The organism is Sphingomonas sp. G5 (assembly GCF_052660795.1).
In genome coordinates, this window is the sequence record NZ_CP109660.1 from 2,462,732 (window position 1) to 2,480,755 (window position 18,024).

Sequence of the window (18,024 nt, forward strand, 5' to 3'; positions counted from 1 at the left end):
CCCCCCGCGGTGGCGGAGGCACACGCACCGATACAGCCTCAGCGGTCGTGGGCCCCGCCCGAATGACGGGGCCCACGACCAGCGATCAGCTCACCCGCGACCGACGCCGCAGCACCACCAGCCCCGCACCCGCCGCGATCAGCGCGAACGCGCCCAGGCCGAGGCCCCAGGGCAGCTCAGCGCCGGTACGGGCGAGGGTTCCCGCTGCGACCACCTGCACGCCGAGGCGCGAGAGGGTGGAGCCGTCGGCCTGCGTGATGACCAACGTGTGCGCGCCGGTCGCGAAGTCGGCCGGAACCGTGACGCGGAACGTGACCGCGCCACGAGCGTCCGCGGCCGGGATGCCGGTGATCGTCAGCGGCTGGCTGTTGAGTACTGCGCTGATCTGCTCGCCCGCCGCGAGCCCCGTCACCGAGACCGTGAACGACCCACCCTGCTCGACGCGCGTCGAGCTCGCCGTTGCCGTCGGGCCCGCGGACGGGCTCTGCGATGCCGCAGGCTGGCCGGGCGCGGAGGCGCTCGGCGAGGGAGAGACCGACGGGTCCGGCGAGGTCGACGGGTCGGGAGACGGCTCCGGCGAAGGAGTCACCTCGGTCACCAGGGTTCCCTTCGTGAACAGGGTGCCGACCTCGGTGGCATCCAGCGCCCGTCCGTAGACCCGCACCTCGTCGAGGTCGCCTCCGTACAGGCTGTCCTGCCCGTACTGCGACTTGGCCAGTAGGCCGCCGATCCCGCCGGATGCCTCGAGATCGGAGGCGTCGAAGATCGTGGCGATCTCGGCGACCTTCGCGCCGTTGACGTACGTGGCGAGGGTCTTCTTGCCCGTGAGCACCAGGGTCACCTGTGCCCACGTGCCGGTGGGCAGGGCCGCCGCGCCCGACTTGTTCTCGGTGAAGCCCGACTTGATCGCGGCGGCCACGCCCCCGCAGTCAGCGCTGGTGAAGAGGTAGTTGGTCGTGCTCGAGCCGAGCGACAATGGCCACTCGCAGGGGGCGCCGCCATCCCACTTCATCCACGTCGACACCGTGAGATCACGCGTGCGGTCGGGCACCACGTCTCCCGCGATCGTCGCGTAGGCCGCGTTCGAGCCCGATCGGCCGCCCGGGAACGACAGGGCGGAATCCCCGGCCGCATCCCGTGCGCCTGCCGCGGTCGTGGCACCCGTGCCGCGGATCGTCGCGTCGTGCCCGCGCCCCGAGACGTCGGTCACACGGGAGCCGTCGGTCGTGGCATCCAGTCCGTCGAAGCTGTAACGCAGCAGCAGGTCGGCCTCGGCCGTCACCACGGTCAGTGTCAGCGTCGCCGTGCGACCGTCGGTCGTCGTGGCCGTGATGGTCGAGGTGCCGGCCGACACGGCGGTCACCTTCCCCGATCCGTCGACCGAGGCCACCGCGGGGGCGCTCGAAGTCCAGGTCACCCTCTGGTCGGCGTTCGCGGGCGCCACCGCAGCGGCGAGCGAGGTGCTCGCTCCGACGGCGAGGGCGCGCGAGTCGTAGCCGATCGAGAGAGAGGTGGATGCCACCGAGCCACCCCCCGCGGTCACGGTGGCGATCGCGGGGGTCACGGAGCCGTCGTTCAGCGCTCCACGGATCTGCACGCTGTCACCGGGGGCTTTCAGGGCAGAGAGGTCCTGCTGCTCCCAGGCGACGCCGACGTCGATCGCACCGGCGGACCGGCCGGCCTTCACCGTCGCGGGCAACGCCACCGAGCTGGTGCCCGGGGCCACCTGGTACGACAGCGGTTCGACCGAGGTCACGAGCTGCTCGGGGTTGTACCTCGCGATGAGGCGGTCGCGCTCCTCGCGGGTGATGCCGAAAGCGACGCCGTGACGCGGGGAGGGCGGCAGCGAGTACTTCGCGGGAACCTTCCAATCGACCTTCCCCTCTTCGAGCGAGTCCGTGTAGAGCGGGATGTAGCCGCCGCCGCCGTACCAGTCGACGAGGACGTAGTTGCGGTCGCCGTTGATGTCGCCGGGGTTGGATCGGAAGGCCGAGGGCCCTTCGGTCTCGGGAAGTCCCGCGTTGGCCGAGAGGCACGTGTCGAACTTGGTCCACTCCCCCGAGGTCGAGGGCGCCCGAAGGTCGGTGCCCTTCTCGGCCACGATGTCGGGGCGGCAGGCGGTCTGCTCGGTGCCCTTCGTGAAGCGGTAGTAGGTGCCGTCGCGCTCCATGATCGTCGTGTCGATCAGGCCCGCGTTGGTCTTGCGCAGCCCCTCGATGTCACCCGACTTGATGTACGGGACGGCGGGAGTGAAGGTCACGAAGTCGCGCGTCGTGGCCATGAGAATTTGCGGACCGTTGCCGTCTTCCTGCGTGTGCGCGTCGTCGAGGAAGAGGCGCGACGACCAGTACACGACGTAGGCGTCGATGGTGGGGTCGTAGTGCGCTTCGGGCGCCCACGTCATGCCCGCGCTGGGAGGTGAGACCTCGATGTGACGCTGTTCGCCCCAATTGACGAGGTCGGTCGACTCCCAGATCTCGAGGTAGCGGCTGCCGTTGTCGGTCGGGAAGCCTTTGCGCGCGGCCGACAGGTCGGTGGCGATGAGGAAGAACCGGTCGCCCTCTTTCGAGCGCAGCACGAACGGATCGCGCAGGCCCATGTCGCCCTGGGTGGATTCGAGGACGGGATTGGCGTTGTTCAGCGTGCGCCAGTTGAGCGCGTCGTTTCCCTCGGAGACGGCGAAGCGGATCTTCTCACCGTCGATCGTGTTGTCGCGGAAGTACACGAACATGTACGCCTCGTCGTCTTCGCGTGTGTGCTCGGACGCGGCGAGAACGGTGACGGGGAGCTCGACGGTGCGGGTTGCCGCCCCGAGGCGGAGGCTCGCGGTGAGCGTCACCGCCGTGTCGGCGGCGCCGCGCGTGACGCGGCCCTTCGCCACGACGTCGGGCGAGACGCCCGAGTCGCTGTCGGTGATGACCGCGGTGTCGGACGACGACCACGAGATCTCGACGTCGCCGGCCTGCGACGACGAGAACGTGCGCTTCAGATCTGCGCCCGTGTCGGGAAGGGTGATCGAACCGCGCACGTCGCCGGAGAGCCCGGCCTGCGAGGGCAGGGCGTCGGCGACCTGGCGGACGGCCTCGTCCTGTTCCGTCGCGGAGAGAGCGCGCACCGTCACCGCGATGGCCGGGGCGACGCGCGTCTGGCCGCCGAGGGTGAAGGTCGGCGTCAGCTGGACCGTCGCGTCTCCGGCGCTGGCGGAGGGACGCGTGACGGTGCCGTCGGCGGCCACCACGTCGGCGTCGCTCGTCGCCCACGAGATCGAGGAGCCGGCCGCCGTGGTGGCCGGAAGCTGCAGATCCCGGTCGACGCTCGAGGTGTCGCCGAGCGACACGGAGTCCGATGCCAGGACGGCGCGGTATCCGTCCGCTCCGACGCTGCGGATGTCGTCGGCCGACAGCGCGCTGTTCCAGATGCGGACGTCGTCGATCGCTCCGACGTAGAAGGGGTCGTCCCAGAAGGAGCGCCCGAGGTAGCCGCCGACGCCGTTCTGACCGAGTGCGGCGTCGATGGTCTGCGTGATGCCGGTGAGGTCGGCATCCGCCCCGTCGAGCTGACCGTTGACGTAGTAGCTCAGGCGCTGACCCGGCTGGAAGACGAGGGTGACGTTGGCCCACTGCCCCACCGGGAGGGCGGCTCCGCCGTTCCCGACGCGACGCTCCCCCGAGCCGTCCGACACCGCCCCGTAGGTGCCGTTGCAGCTCGTCGAAGCCAGGACGTTCTTCGTCGTCGAGCGGCCGAGCCCGAACGCGAGCTGACACGCGCCGTCGGCGGCACCCTCCCACTTCGTCCAGAGGCTGACGGTCAGCGCGGCGTCGGTGGAGGCGACGATGTCGTTCGGCAGCGACACGTACGACGCGACCGCGTCGGCGTCGTTGCGGCCGCCCGACAGGCGGATGGCCTTGTCGCTCGAGGCTCCCGTGACCCCGGGGACGATCGTGATGCCGCCGTTCACGACGGATCCGTCGGTCCGAGGCGAGCGGGTGCCGGTGTCGGGAATCGCGGCGCCGGCGCCGAGAGTTCCGCTGAGAGTGTCGAAGGTGTAGTGCAGGCCGGGTTCGGGCACGTTCGCGGCGAGAGCCGCGGGGGTCGTGACGAACGTCGACGCGGCGACCGCGGCGACGGCGCCGGCGGCGAGAAGACGATGGACGCGCATGGGGGCAGGACGCTCCGTTCGGTGCGGGGACGGGCAGGCGATGCGGCGCCCGTCGCCGAGAACGAAAGACCGGCAACCCTGCTGCTCTTCCGAGTCGGCGCTTGTTAGCGCTCACACTCACGAGCAAGCTACAAGTGCCACGCGGAGAGGTCAAGAAACAATGCGGTCACAAGTGAAGGTTCACATTCTGCTTGCGCCTTCCGCTCCGCATTGTTTAGTGTCGGTCGCGACCCAGGCCGGAAACCGCAACCCCGGCCAGGACCGCCACGACGACGTGCGGTCTCGGTCGCCGGACCGGCGACCCGGACGCGACGCCTCGCCGTTCGCCCGAAAGGCTCCCCGCATGCGTTCACGTCGCCCTGCCGCTCTCGCCGTCGCCGCTGCCCTGGTCGGCGCAGGGCTCGTCACCGGCATCGCTCCGGCCCAGGCCGCCGTTCCCGCGGCCGCCCTCCTCTACGACTTCGACGGCCTCGACACCGGCTCTCTCGCCGCCGGGGCTCAGATCCCGGATGCCGCCGGAGCCCATGCCGGAACTCTGCGCGGCGCCGGCGCGAGTATCGTCGAGGGCCCCCGCGGCGGCTCCGACCGCGCACTCTCGCTGCCCGGCGGGGCGGCGACGTCGGGAGCGGCCTTCGTCGAGATCGCGCCCGGCCTGACCGACGCCTCGACGGGCGACGTCACGATCTCGGCGTGGGTCCGCTGGTCGGGCGGGCAGGAGTGCTCGTGGGCGTACAGCCTCGGCAGCTCGAACGACCGGTACCTCTTCGCCACACCGCGCTGCGGCGGCAACCTCATCGGCGCCGTCAAATCCGGCACCGAGCAGCGGGCGACCGGCAGCGGGCCCGCGTCGTCGACGCGATGGAGTCACCTCGCCGTCGCCCTCACGTCGGGGCAGCGTGTCACCACCTACGTCGACGGCGAGGCCGTGGCATCCACCACGACGACCGCCACGGGTGCCGCCACCGTCGGGTCTTCGGTGTTCTCGGGACTCATCGGCAAGTCGCTCTACCCGGGCGACCCGTTCTTCGCGGGCGCTGTCGACGACGTCCGCGTGGACCGCGCGGCACTCGACGCGGAGCAGGTCCGTGCGATCGCCGCTCCCGCGGCAGACGCGATCGCGCGAGCCGACGCGGCCGCCGTCGACCTCGGCGACACCTCCGCCGTCACCGCCGACCTGACGCTCCCCCGCGCGGGGACCGGCGGCTCGTCGATCTCGTGGGCGTCGAGCGCGCCCGCCGTCGTCTCCACCGACGGTCGGGTGACCCGCCCCGCCCCCGGCTCGCCCGACGCCACCGTCACGCTGACATCGACCACGACCTTCGCCGGCGCCACCGCAACCGGAGCGCCCGTACAGGTCACCGTGAAGGCGGACTCCGCTGCCGACCTCTCGGCTCGGTTGAGCGCATCTCTCGTCGTGCCGCCGGTCGTGGCATCCGGAACCTCCCTCCCGACCGTCGCGGGCGTCGACCTGCGCTGGAGCGGCGACACCGTCGCGAACGGGGCGCTCGTGAACCCGGGCTCGGGTGACCGCACTTCTCAGGTCACCGCCTCCGCGACCTGGGGAGCCACCACGTTCTCGAAGACGTTCACCGTCACGGTGCTCGATCCCGCCACGGCGCAGAGCCTCGTCGCCTACACCCGCACGCCGACGAACGACCACGACGCGAACCAGGACACCGTCGCGCGGAGCATCCACCTCGCGGTGGGTTCGTCCGCCGACACCGCGCAGCCCCTGCAAGACAACTACGGCGTGGTCTTCGCACGCGGCGAGCACGTGGGCGTCGACAACGTGGAGCAGCGCGGGATCGGCTCCCCCTCACCGTTCTTCTTCGCCGACGGCCGGCTCGGCTTCGTCGCCACGCGCGTCGAGATGTCGGGAACACCGGATGCCACGGCCTCGAGTGGGGCGCTCGTGTTCCGCGCCGAAGATGACCGCGGTTCGCAGTTCGCGGAGCTCGGGACGATCGACCTGGGGACCACCGACGGGGTCGTCTCTCCGCGCGCCGTGTGGGACTCGGGGCAACAGCGCTACCTCGTGTCGTGGGCTGACCGCTCCGGCCAGGCCCGGTACACGACCGTGACCGACCTCGCCCGCACGGAGCAGGTCGCCGACCCCTTCAATACCGAAAACGACGGCACCCGCAGCCGCGTCGTATCGACAGGCAACCGCGGAGACGTCATCGCCGGCTCCCCGCTCGGTGTCGCGGATCCGTCCTGGGGCTCGTTCGCGGGTCGCGTCGCAAATGCCGAACCCGGCGGCATACTGCCGGTCAGCGCCGCGATCGCTACGGCTCTGGCCGAGAGATACGACCGCGTCGTGAACACCGCCGTCTCGGTCGCACCCGTGACCGTCACGGCCGGCGCCGGCGACGCCCTCGACCGCACGCGCGCCGACCTCTCGTACAGCGACGGCTCGACCGCGACCCTCCCCGTGGACTGGAACGCCGACGACCTGGCGGCGGCGCGCGCCGCCACTCAGGGCATCGTCATGGTGACGGGCACCGTCCGCCAGAAGGACTACAGCGTCCCCTTCGCCGCCAACCGCGCCGACCCGACCATCTACCGCTACGAGCGCGAGGGCCGCACGCAGTACCTCTTCATCGCGACCGACGACACGAACAACAACAACATCGCCTCGCCCCACCTGCCCATCCGCGTCTCGGACACGTTCGACGGACTGTCGGATGCCGCGGGCGGAGCGCAACGCGAGGTCGACCTGCTGAACCGCTGGACGCGCCGCGACACCACCACCGACGGTCGGACCATCGCCGGCTGCTACTGGGCGCCCGAGATCCACGAGATCGGCGGCACGCTGTCGATCCTGTTCTCGCCGTGCTTCAACTCGGGCGACTCGCAGGCCAACGACGGCGCCGACTGGCGCACCGTGCAGTCGTACATCATGCAGCTCCGCGACGGCGGGGATCCCGCGAACCCGGCGGACTGGTCGAAGCCCGCGCCGGTCCTGCAGGCCGACGGGACAGCGCTCGGTCGCGAGGGCTACAGCAACATCAGCCTCGACATGACGTACTTCGAGGCGAACGGGCAGGCCTACTACACGTGGTCGCAGCGCTACACCTCCCCCGGGTTCGGCGACCCGCTCACGTGGATCGCGAAGGTCGACCCCGCCGACCCCACCCGAATCGTGGGCGAGGCGAAACCCGTGATCTCGCCGTCGCTCTCGTGGGAGCTGCGCCTGGCCGAGGGCTCGTTCGCGATGGAGCGCGACGGCAAGATCTTCCTGATCTACTCGAGCGACGGCGTGAGCCCGCGATACGTCGTCGGCGGCGTCTGGGCCGACCTCGACAGCGACCTCATGGACATCGACAGCTGGCACAAGTACAACACCCCGTTGATGAAGAGCGTGCCGATGCCGGCCGGGGTCTGGGACTATCTCACCTACCCGCAGGGCCCGGGTCACGGCGCGGTCACCACCGACGAGGACGGCAACGAGCTCTACGTGTTCCACACCTGGGGCGACGGCGTCGAAGGCAACGGCCGTGACACCCGCATCGGCCGCGTCCACTGGGCAGCCGGCGACCGACCCGTGCTCGACATGAGCAAGGACGAGCAGGTGCTCCCCGCCCTGCGCACCGTGACGATGACCGTCACGATCGTGCCCGCCGGGGGATCGTCACCCTCCCCCGAACCCACCACGCAGCCCTCTCCCACCCCCGGCGACTCCGCGTCGGAGGCGACGGCCACGGCGAGCGCCACACGCGTCGCCCCGGGAGAGTCCTTCACGGTCACCGCGACCGGGCTGAACGCCGGCGAGCAGATCTCGGCCGTCCTGCACAGCACGCCGCTGCCGATCGCCGGCATTCCCGCCGCCGATGACTCGGGCCGCGTCGTCTTCCGTGTCACCGTCCCCGCCGGCTTCGACCAGGGCGCGCACACGCTCGAGGTCGCGCGGGGCGATGGCCGCGTCTTCGGCCGGCTCGCCATCGAGGTCGTGGCGCCGGGGTCGCTGGCGAAGACGGGCGTCGGTGCGACGTGGGTTGCAGCTCTCCTGGGCTCGGCAGCTCTCCTCGCTGGAGCGACGGCTCTGGCGCTGCGCCGCAGACGTGTCATCGTTTGTCTTCACGGCTAAACGACCACAGAGCGCCGCGCGAGCCGTATCGGCCGCGCGGCGCCCGCGTGCGCTGTCACATACCGTCGGCGATCATCGCCCAGATGATCTGCACGTGACGGTCGGCGTTGAGGTCGGACATCTCGTTGTCGTAGTTGAGGCCGTAGGGCCAGATGTGCGACCCCCCGCAGTTGAGCACCGCACCGGCCCCGTCGAACTCGGCGAGCTTCGCGTTGGCGTTCGCGCCCGTCCACTGTCCGTTCTGGCACATCGCGTACCAGGCGTTGGCCGTGCCGTTGCCGACGGTGTGCGAGATCTCGTGCAGGGCCGTGCGCTCCTGCATGAAGCCGCGGTTCTCGCCGAAGCGGATGGTGCCGTCGATGCTCGCCTCGGCGGTGGGCACCCCGGGGACGTAGTAGACGTTCAGGTGGCGGTCGAAGTCGCTGAACTCGTTGTAGCGCGAGACCGCGGCATCCATCGCCGCTCGAATGCGGTCGTACGCGTCGGCTTGATCGGCCGTGGGGTTGGCCTCGGTGTACAGAGTGTAGGTCATTCGACCCGCGGCCTCTGCCGGGGTCGAGGTCACCGTCAGCGGGGCGACGACGGCGGCGAGCGCCGCGGCCGCGACGACGACGCGCTGGAAGAGGGGGCGGGATCGGGGGGATGCGTGCTGCATGGTCATTCTCCTTCGAATGGTCCGCGGCATCGGTGCCGCGTCTTGAGACAGTAAGCGCAACACGCCGCCGTAGAGAAGGAGCGCGTGAGGGTTCTCATCGAGTTCTCATCGTGCGGCGGCGTGACAGGCGGAGATCGCCGTCGTAGCGGCATGTTTCCGGCAGAGATCACGTCGGAGGCTACGCGTGTGAAGCTTCACATCATGCGTGAAACGCTCTCAGTCCAGCAGTTCCACGCCGAACCCCGCGACCACATCCCGCACCTCGGCGAGATACCGCTGCGCCTGCTCGGTCAGGGGGATGGACGTGCGACCGATCCAGCCGATCTCGATCCGCTCGTCGACGTCGAGGGGGACCGCGACGATCTCGGGGTCGAGGTCGTCGCTGATGATGCCGGTGGAGATCGTGTACCCGTCGAGACCGATCATGAGGTTGAAGATCGTCGCGCGATCGGAGACCCGGATCTCCTGCCTGCTCGAGAGGGTCGAGAGAATCTCTTCGGCGAAGTAGAAGGAGTTGTTCGCGCCCTGGTCGAAGGTGAGACGCGGGAGGTCTGCGAGGTCGTCCAGCGTCGCGCGCTCGCGACCGGCGAGCGGATTGCGTCGAGAGACGAAAATGTGCGGCTCGGCGCGGAAGAGCGGGTGGAAGGCGAGCCCCGAGTCCCGCAGCAGCTTGTCGAGGACGTTCCGATTGAAGTCGTTGCGGAACAGGATGCCGAGTTCGCTGCGCAGCGTCCGGACGTCTTCGATGATGTCCCACGTTCGCGTCTCGCGCAGCGAGAACTCGTACTCCGCGGCATCCGTCGCCTTCACCATCCGCACGAACGCGTCGACGACGAACGAGTAATGCTGGGCCGAGACGCCGAGCAGGCGTCGTGAGGGCGGTCGCCCCAGGTAGCGCTGCTCGAGCAGTTCGGCCTGCTCCACCACCTGCCGGGCGTAGCCCAGGAACTCGACCCCGTCGACGGTGAGGGTGACGCCACGCGCCGATCGGGTGAGCAGGTCTCGCCCCACCCGCGTCTCGAGATCGCGCATCGCCGCCGACATCGTGGGCTGCGCGACGTAGAGCAGGTCGGCGGCGGCGCTGATCGATCCTTCGGCCGCCACCTCGATGAAGTACTGCAACTGCTGCAGAGTGATGCCGCTCGCCCTCTTTGCCATAGCCCAAAGCTATACCTCTGCATAGCCGGACGGAATTACCCGATGACACCTCGCTGGCGGGACGATGAGGACACGCTCACCGCACGGCCGACCCCGGCCCCTCCCGATTGGCTCGACATGGCGAACGACATCACGTTCCGCATCTCCACCACACGCTTCGACGAGGACTACGCGCCCTCGTCCAGCTCGCGGATCACCACGAACTTCGCCAACCTCGCCCGGGGCGAGCACCGCCGACAGAACCTGCGCAACGCGCTGGCCATGATCGATCGCCGCTTCAACGAGCTCGCCGACGCCGACAACCCTTCGGGCGACCGCTACCGCGTCGAGCTCGACATCGTCTCGACCGAGCTGCAGTTCGACGACGCCGGCGACGACCGCGCGTTCCCGCTGCTCGAAGTCCTCGACATCCACGTCGTCGACACCGTCACGGGCGAGCGCCGTCAGGGCATCGTCGGGAACAACTTCTCGTCGTACCTGCGCGACTACGACTTCAGCGTGCTGCTGCCCGCGGCCAACGGTGAGGGCAAGAGCTTCACGCTGCCCGAGGACTTCGGCATCCTGCACGGCAAGCTCTTCCAGCACTTCCTCGATTCCGAGGCCTACCGCGAGCGCTACACGCAGTCGCCCGTGGTGTGCATCAGCGTGTCGACGAGTCGCACCTATCACCGCACCGGCGTCGTACACCCCGTCCTGGGGCACGAGTACGAGCAGGACTCGTTCTCGCTGACCGACGAGTACTTCGCAAAAATGGGCCTGCAGGTGCGGTACTTCATGCCGCGCGGCAGCTTCGCCCCGCTGGCGTTCTACTTCCGCGGCGATCTGCTCGCCGACTACACCGACCTGCAGCTGGCGGGCACGGTGGCCACGATGGAGACGTTCCAGAAGATCTACCGCCCCGAGATCTACAACGCGCACGAGCCCGCGGGCGAGGTCTACCGCCCCACGCTGGCCCACGAGGACTTCACCCGCACGAACATCGCCTACGACCGCGAGGAGCGCAGCCGCCTGGGCATCACGCAGGGCCGCTATACCGAGGAGCACTTCGTGAAGCCCCACCGTGCCGTGCTCGACGCGTGGCTCGTCTCCGACGCCCTCCCGACCCGATGACGACCCCGAAGGCGACCACTGTGAACACCGTCCTGCCCACTTCCATCGTCGGAAGCCTCCCCAAACCCGCGTGGCTCGCCAAGCCCGAGGTGCTGTGGTCGCCATGGGAGCTCGACGGCGACACGCTGGTCGAGGGTAAGCACGATGCCCTGCGCAGCGCCGCCAAGGAGCAGGAGCGCCGGGGCCTCGACATCGTCAGCGACGGCGAGCAGACCCGTCAGCACTTCGTGACGACCTTCATCGAGCACCTCGAGGGCGTCGACTTCGAGAACCGCGAGACCGTGCGCATCCGGGACCGCTACGACGCGAGCGTGCCGACGGTGGTGGGCGCGGTGAGCCGCCGCCAGCCGGTCTTCGTCCAGGATGCCGCCTTCCTGCGCCAGCAGACGGACCGACCGATCAAGTGGGCCCTTCCCGGCCCCATGACGATGATCGACACCCTCGCCGACCATCACTACCGCAGCCGCGAGAGGCTCGCGTGGGAATTCGCGACCATCCTCAACCAGGAAGCGCGCGAGCTCGAGGCCGCGGGAGTCGACATCATCCAGTTCGACGAGCCCGCCTTCAACGTCTTCTTCGACGAGATGAAGGACTGGGGCGTGGCCACTCTCGAGCGCGCGGCCGAGGGACTGCGCGCCGAGACCGTGGTGCACATCTGCTACGGCTACGGCATCAAGGCCAACACGGACTGGAAGGCGACGCTCGGGGCCGAGTGGCGCCAGTACGAGGAGTCGTTCCCACTGTTGCAGCGCTCGAGCATCGACACCGTCTCGCTCGAGAGCCACAACTCGCACGTGCCGATCGATCTCATCGAGCTCATCCGTGGCAAGAAGGTCATGCTCGGTGCGATCGACGTCGCCAGTCACGAGGTGGAATCCCCCGAAGAGGTCGCCGATACCCTCCGGCGAGCCCTGCAGTTCGTGGATGCCGACAAGCTCGTCGCCAGTTCGAACTGCGGCATGGCGCCCCTCCCCCGGCAGGTGGCGTTCGAGAAGCTCAGCGCCCTGTCGGCGGGTGCCGGCATTCTTCGCGACGAGCTCGCGCGCGTTCCCGCCTGAGAGCCGCGCGATCCGTGGCAGAGTCGACGGTGTCCCCCTTCACCGCCGAGGAGAACCATGCCCATCGCCGCCGATGATCCCCGCCTGACGTCCGCCTTCACCGCGTCCTCCACCCGCTACGACGACGTGCCGTTCCTGCGCGCCGGGGCGAGCGGCATCCCCCTCCCCCGCATCTCGCTCGGCTTGTGGCAGAACTTCGGCAGCGGACGCACGCTCGATTCGCAGCGCGAGATTCTTCGTCATGCCGTCGACCGGGGCGTCGTGCACATCGACCTCGCGAACAACTACGGTCCGCCCTACGGTGCGGCCGAGGCGACCTTCGGGACGGTCCTCGACAGCGACTTGCGCCCCTACCGCGACGAGCTGTTCCTCTCGACCAAGGCCGGATACGACATGTGGCCCGGTCCATACGGCGACGGCGGCTCGCGCAAGTATCTCGTGCGCTCGCTCGAGCAGAGTCTCACGCGCATGCGCACCGACTACGTCGACGTGTTCTACTCGCATCGCGTCGACATCGAGACGCCGATCGAAGAGACGGTCACGGCCCTCGCCGACATCGTGCGCAGCGGCAAGGCCCTGTACGTGGGCATCTCGAACTACCCGGCCGAACTCACCCGTCGCGCGCACGAGCTGCTCGCGGCCGAGGGTGTGCGCCTGTTCATCCACCAACCGCGGTACTCGCTGTTCGACCGCACGCCCGAGGCGGAGCTGTTCCCGACACTGCGCGAGCTGTCCGTCGGCAGCGCGGTCTTCTCGCCCCTCGCGCAAGGTCTGCTGACCGCGAAGTACCTCGACGGCACCGTGCCCGCCGACTCGCGAGCGGCCGACAGCCGCTTCCTCGACGAGTCCGCCCTCACCGACGATTACCTCGAACGCATCCGCGGCATCGACGGGGTCGCCCGCGAGGCGGGGCTGTCCATCCCGCAGCTGGCCGTGGCGTGGGTGCTGCGCGACCCGGTGGTCACCACCGCGATCATCGGCGCCTCGCGCCCGAGCCAGATCGACGACGCCGTCGAGGCGAGCAAGGCCACACTGAGCGACGACGTGATCGCCGCCCTCGAGCCCTTCGCCGCCCCCTCCGGCGGGTCGCTGCGCTGAGCGACGCACAACCACGGCGTCGGCGCAAGCGGCGCGGCATCCGGCGCTGGATCGTGTGAGGTGAGAACCCACACACAATCGAGGAGGCGTTATGGGTGTCGCACGTTGGATCGGAACCGGAGCGGTCGCTCTGGCGGGTGCCGTCCTCGCCAGGACGGCGATCGGCCGCGCTGCCGCCGCCGGCACCGTCGCCTACCGGGTCTGGAAAGACCCGAAGGTGCAGAAGATCCGCCGCAAGGTGCAGGCGAAGGTTCTCACGCAGCGCTCGCAGCGCTGAACAGCCCGGGCCCGGGTCGCGCTCGTCGACCCGGGCCTTACGCGTGCCCGGGGGCCGGTTCAAGCGGGAGGGGGGACACGGGCTTGGTGACCCCGAACGCGAAGGTCGTGTCGATCGACGACAGCGACGGGATTGCACGCAGGTGCTCTCGGAGGAGCCGCTCGTACTCCTCGAAGCTCGGCGTGACGATGCGCACCAGGTAGTCCCAGTCGCCGGCGAGCAGGTGCGCTTCGACGATGTGCGGGATCGCGCGCAAGCGCTTCTCGACGGCATCCACCGTCGCCCCCTCGTGCGAGGCGAGACGCAGGCGCACGAAAGCCGTGATGGTGAGGTCGACCGCCTTCGGCGAGACGACCGCGCGGTAGCCCTCGATGACGCCCGCCTGTTCGAGCTGACGCACGCGTCGCAGACACGGCGACGGGGAGAGGCCGACGCGATCGGCGAGTTCTTGATTGGAGAGCCGCCCGTCGTTCTGCAACTCGCGCAGGATGAGTCGGTCGATGCGGTCGAGGGCGTTCATAAGGCAGATTCTGCCAATTTCGACCCCGCGGGAGCAAGAATCGCAATCGCCTGCGTCGGTGGTCTTTCTACGCTCGCAGGGTGACGACGTTCGCCCTTCCGCTCCCCCTCGCCCTGCCCCGCCGCACCGTCGTCGGCGTCACCGCTCTCGCCGCCGTCGTCGCTCTGTGGGCGTCGTTCGCGCTGTCCACTCGCGCTCTCGAGAGCGCCGGACTCACCATGGCGGATGCCGCGATCGTGCGCTTCGCCGTGCCCGCCGCCGTGCTCAGTCCCTGGATTCCTCGGACGTTCCGCGCCCTGCGCGCCGAGCGACCGTCGGTGCTGGCCCTCGTGCTGCTGGCCGGGCTTCCGCACTTCCTGCTGTTCGCGTGGGGTGCGCACCTCACCTCTGCGGCGCTCACCGGACTGCTCGTGCCGGGGACCGTCCCCCTTTTCGTCGCGCTGCTTCTCTTCCTCCGCTACCGCCGCCGGATGTCGGCACGACGCCTGCTCGCCCTCGCCGCGATCGTCGCCGGCGTGATGGCCAGTGCGCTGTTCACCGGCGGACCGGCCGGGCCCGGCGGGATCGCGGTTCTGCTCGCCGCCGGCCTCGTGTGGGCCGCCTACACACTCGGGGTCGCCCGCACACGCCTCGATCCGGTCGCGGTGATCGTGGTCGTGTCCGTCGTCTCGGTGGCATCGGCTCTGCTGCTGGCCGCGACCGGAGTGCTCCCCTCGACGCTGTTCTCCGGCACCGCCGACCTGGGCAGCGTGGCGACCTACGCCCTCGTGCAGGGCGTCGGCACGGGGCTTCTCTCGACCGCCTGCTACGTCGTAGCGGTCAAGAACCTCGGCAGCAGTCTGCCCGCCGCCGCCGGCGCCCTCAGCCCCGTACTCACCGCCATCGTCGCCGTGCCGCTGCTCGGAGAGCATCTCGGACCGGGCCTCGGCCTCGCTCTGGCACTCATCGTGACCGGTGTCGCGGTCTTCGCCCTCACCCCCGCGACGACGAACGCGCCCGAACCCGCGCGCTGACGGCATCCATTCCCCCGTCCGCTCCGAAGAAGGGTGGAGGCTCGTCGCGTCTGCGCGAAGGGCGGAGACGAGGAATGCCATGACGACCGACACCGCGGCCCGGACCGGGAAGAACACCACGGTCCGCCGCCCGCACGCCTGGATCTGGGCAGCACTGGCCGGCATCGTGTCGGCGGCTGCCCTTCTCGCCGTCGCCGAAGCGCTCGCGGCTCTTGTCGCGCGGTCGGCGAGCCCGATCCTCGCGGTGGGCTCGTTCATCGTCGACATCGTCCCGCGCCCCCTCAAAGAACTCGCCATCACGCTGTTCGGCGAGAGCGACAAGATCGCCCTGCTCGCGGGCGTGGGTCTCGGCGCCGCCGTGGCCGCCGCGGTCGCCGGTGCTCTCGAGTATCGCTTCCGCTTCGTGGGTGCGATCCTGCTGGGAATCGGCGGCATCCTCGCGACCGCAGCCATCGTCACCCGGACCGGAGCCGGCGCCCTGGCCTGGCTCCCTCCGGTCATCGGCACCGTCGCGGGCATCCTCGTGCTCCTTCTGGCCATCGTTCGCTTGCGGCGCTGGGTCTCCGCGGCCACCGCGGACAGGGCGGATGCCGTGGGCACCGACCGTCGCCAGTTCCTGCTGTTCACCGGCATCAGCGCGGTCGGCGCGGTGATCGTGGGCGTCGGCGCTCGCGTGCTCAACACCGCCACCTCGTCGGTCGCCGCGGCCCGCGACGCACTGCGGATCCCCGCAGCCCGCACGACCGTCACCGTGCCCGAGGGGGCGAACTGGGACATCGCCAACCTGAGCCCGATCATCACGCCGAACGGCGACTTCTACCGCGTCGATACGGCGCTGACGGTTCCGAACGTCGATCCCACGACCTGGCGCCTCTCGATCGAGGGCATGGTCGACAACCCGATCGAGCTGAGCTTCGACGACCTCGTCAACATGGGTCTCGACGAGTACGGCGTGACTCTGACGTGCGTCTCCAATGAAGTCGGCGGCGGTCTCGTCGGAAACGCCATCTGGACCGGCATCCCCATCCGCGACGTGCTGCGCATGGCGGGCGTGCAGGGAGATGCCGACATGGTGTTGTCCGAGAGCGTCGACGGGTACACGGCATCCACTCCGCTCTCCTCGCTCACCGACGACAACCTCGACGCGATCTTCGCCGTGAAGATGAACGGCGAACCCCTCCCGTTCGAGCACGGCTTCCCCGTGCGCATGGTCGTGCCGGGCCTGTACGGCTACGTGTCGGCGACGAAGTGGGTCACCAAGCTCACGGTGACACGGTTCGATAAGGACGAGGCGTACTGGACGCCGCGTGGTTACTCCGCCGAGGCGCCGATCAAGATGTCGTCGCGCGTCGACACCCCGAAGATCGGATCTCCCGTCCCGGCGGGCGCCGTCGTCGTCGCCGGCATGGCCTGGGCGCAGCCCGTGGGCGTGCAGAAGGTCGAGGTGAGCATCGACAACGGCGAATGGCAGGAGACGCAGCTGTCGACGCCGATCAACGACCAATCGTGGGTGCAGTGGAAGCTGGACTGGACCGCCGAGGCCGGCACGCACTACATCGCGGTTCGCGCCACCGACAAACAGGGCAACCTTCAGATCCAGGATCAGGCGCCGATCGCTCCCGACGGATCGAGCGGGTGGCAGCGGACGCTCGTCACCGTCTCGTCGTGAGGGGCCGCCCGGGAATGTCAATCTCTATTCCCGGGCGTGCACCCGGGGCATGATCGGCATATGCCTTCAGCAAGCACCCCGGCCCGCACGGGCGCTCTCCTATGACCATGGTTCCGGATGATCCGCCCCTGTCCTCTGCCCCTCCCGGTGTCGACCCCACCCACCCCCTGACGAGTATCCGACGCTCGATCCCCCAGGACTGGGACGAGCAGGTCGATCTCTTCGCGATCGTCAAGCTCGACAGCGGCGGTTTCGTGCGCGGCTGGAACCTCGGCGCCGAACGGATCAAGGGGTACCACGAGCACGAGATCCTCGGTTCTCATTTCTCGCGCTTCTATCGCGAAGAAGACCGGCACCGAGGCAGGCCCGACCAGCTGCTCGCCGCCGCCCAGCGCGACGGACACGTCGAAGACACCGGCTGGCGCGTGCGCAACGACGGCAGCGAGTTCTGGGCACGCGTGACGATCTCCGCGATCCGCAACGACCAAGGCCAGGTGCGGGGATTCGTCAAGATCGTGCGCGACCTGACGACCGAGAAGCAGGCGGCCGACGAGCGTCTGGCTCTGCAGCGAACCTTCGCGCACGACCTGCTCTCTCCCGTCACCGCGCTGCGCGGCTACCTCGACCTCATCGGCGAGGAGCTTCCCCCCGACCACCGCCTTCTGCATCTCGCCGCCCAAGCGAGCGACCACATCATCGCGATGGCCCAGGCACTCATGGCCGACGTCACCACCGCGTCAGAGCGAGGACGCCGCCGCGCGAGCCTCGATCTGATCGCGCGCGGGGCGGTTTCGCTGGTGCTCCCCGGAGATGCGCCCGGACGAGTCGTCTTCGGACAGATGGATGCCGTCCCCGTCTGGGGCGATGTCCTGGGGCTGCGACGCGCCATCGCCAACGTGCTCGAGAACGCCGCGAAATACTCCGACGACCTCATCGAGATCGACGCCTTCGAAACCGACGAGGGCGCCGCGGTCCGCGTGCGCGACCGGGGGCGTGGCATTCATCCCGACGATCTCGCCTCGATCGCGCAGGAAGGCAACCGCGGTCGGCTCGCCGACGCCGGCGACGGCGGACGCGGCATCGGACTGGCGAGTGTCCAACGGATCGTCAGCGAGCACGGCGGAACACTGCGCATCACCAGTGCTCCCGGCACGGGGACGAGCGTGACGATCACGATTCCGCGCGCCGACGACGAGACGGGCCCCGCACCGCGCGCGTGA

At 69.6% G+C, this 18,024-nt stretch carries 12 protein-coding genes; 8 read left to right on the top strand and 4 right to left on the bottom strand.

What is annotated here, in order from left to right:
- Positions 1 to 85 precede the first annotated feature (85 nt).
- Positions 86 to 4,159 carry a LamG-like jellyroll fold domain-containing protein gene (locus tag NE358_RS11870; RefSeq protein WP_289938774.1) on the bottom strand — a complete coding sequence of 1,358 codons (4,074 nt, stop codon included), beginning with the start codon at positions 4,157 to 4,159 and terminating at the stop codon, positions 86 to 88.
- 343 nt (positions 4,160 to 4,502) lie between these two features.
- Between NE358_RS11870 and NE358_RS11875 the strand changes: the two genes are divergently transcribed.
- Entirely contained in the window at positions 4,503 to 8,246 is a 3,744-nt protein-coding gene (locus NE358_RS11875) for a family 43 glycosylhydrolase (RefSeq protein WP_289938776.1), read from the top strand.
- Positions 8,247 to 8,301: 55 nt separating this feature from the next.
- Here the strand turns inward: NE358_RS11875 and NE358_RS11880 are convergent, their stop codons facing one another.
- Together NE358_RS11880 and NE358_RS11885 are read right to left on the bottom strand one after the other, a co-directional pair.
- Positions 8,302 to 8,901 (bottom strand): hypothetical protein, encoded by a 600-nt coding sequence (locus tag NE358_RS11880; RefSeq protein WP_103206443.1) that lies wholly within the window; start codon positions 8,899 to 8,901, stop codon positions 8,302 to 8,304.
- Positions 8,902 to 9,117: 216 nt separating this feature from the next.
- On the bottom strand, positions 9,118 to 10,059 hold the full coding sequence (locus NE358_RS11885; RefSeq protein ID WP_103206142.1) for a LysR family transcriptional regulator: 942 nt from the start codon (positions 10,057 to 10,059) through the stop codon (positions 9,118 to 9,120).
- Positions 10,060 to 10,101: 42 nt separating this feature from the next.
- On the opposite strand from NE358_RS11885, the gene NE358_RS11890 reads away from it, so the two are divergent.
- The 4 genes from NE358_RS11890 (at position 10,102) to NE358_RS11905 (ending at position 13,602) form a co-directional block, all read left to right on the top strand.
- On the top strand, positions 10,102 to 11,169 hold the full coding sequence (locus NE358_RS11890; RefSeq protein ID WP_499317868.1) for a putative oxygenase MesX: 1,068 nt from the start codon (positions 10,102 to 10,104) through the stop codon (positions 11,167 to 11,169).
- A 20-nt stretch (positions 11,170 to 11,189) separates the two neighbouring features.
- Positions 11,190 to 12,227: a methionine synthase gene (locus NE358_RS11895; RefSeq protein ID WP_289938783.1), complete on the top strand. Its 1,038-nt coding sequence runs from the start codon at positions 11,190 to 11,192 to the stop codon at positions 12,225 to 12,227.
- A 57-nt stretch (positions 12,228 to 12,284) separates the two neighbouring features.
- Positions 12,285 to 13,325 carry an aldo/keto reductase gene (locus NE358_RS11900; RefSeq protein WP_289938785.1) on the top strand — a complete coding sequence of 347 codons (1,041 nt, stop codon included), beginning with the start codon at positions 12,285 to 12,287 and terminating at the stop codon, positions 13,323 to 13,325.
- 91 nt (positions 13,326 to 13,416) lie between these two features.
- Positions 13,417 to 13,602: a hypothetical protein gene (locus tag NE358_RS11905; RefSeq protein WP_289938786.1), complete on the top strand. Its 186-nt coding sequence runs from the start codon at positions 13,417 to 13,419 to the stop codon at positions 13,600 to 13,602.
- Positions 13,603 to 13,639: 37 nt separating this feature from the next.
- Here NE358_RS11905 and NE358_RS11910 read toward each other — a convergent pair whose 3' ends face one another.
- Positions 13,640 to 14,122 (bottom strand): Lrp/AsnC family transcriptional regulator, encoded by a 483-nt coding sequence (locus NE358_RS11910; RefSeq protein ID WP_289938788.1) that lies wholly within the window; start codon positions 14,120 to 14,122, stop codon positions 13,640 to 13,642.
- A gap of 80 nt (positions 14,123 to 14,202) precedes the next feature.
- On the opposite strand from NE358_RS11910, the gene NE358_RS11915 reads away from it, so the two are divergent.
- From NE358_RS11915 to NE358_RS11925, 3 genes are all read left to right on the top strand, one after another.
- Positions 14,203 to 15,135: an EamA family transporter gene (locus tag NE358_RS11915; RefSeq protein WP_141376114.1), complete on the top strand. Its 933-nt coding sequence runs from the start codon at positions 14,203 to 14,205 to the stop codon at positions 15,133 to 15,135.
- Positions 15,136 to 15,214: 79 nt separating this feature from the next.
- Entirely contained in the window at positions 15,215 to 16,804 is a 1,590-nt protein-coding gene (locus tag NE358_RS11920; RefSeq protein WP_141376116.1) for a molybdopterin-dependent oxidoreductase, read from the top strand.
- Positions 16,805 to 16,911: 107 nt separating this feature from the next.
- The gene (locus tag NE358_RS11925) at positions 16,912 to 18,024 is read left to right on the top strand and encodes a PAS domain-containing sensor histidine kinase (RefSeq protein WP_103206136.1); all 1,113 of its coding nucleotides are present in this window, start codon (positions 16,912 to 16,914) and stop codon (positions 18,022 to 18,024) included.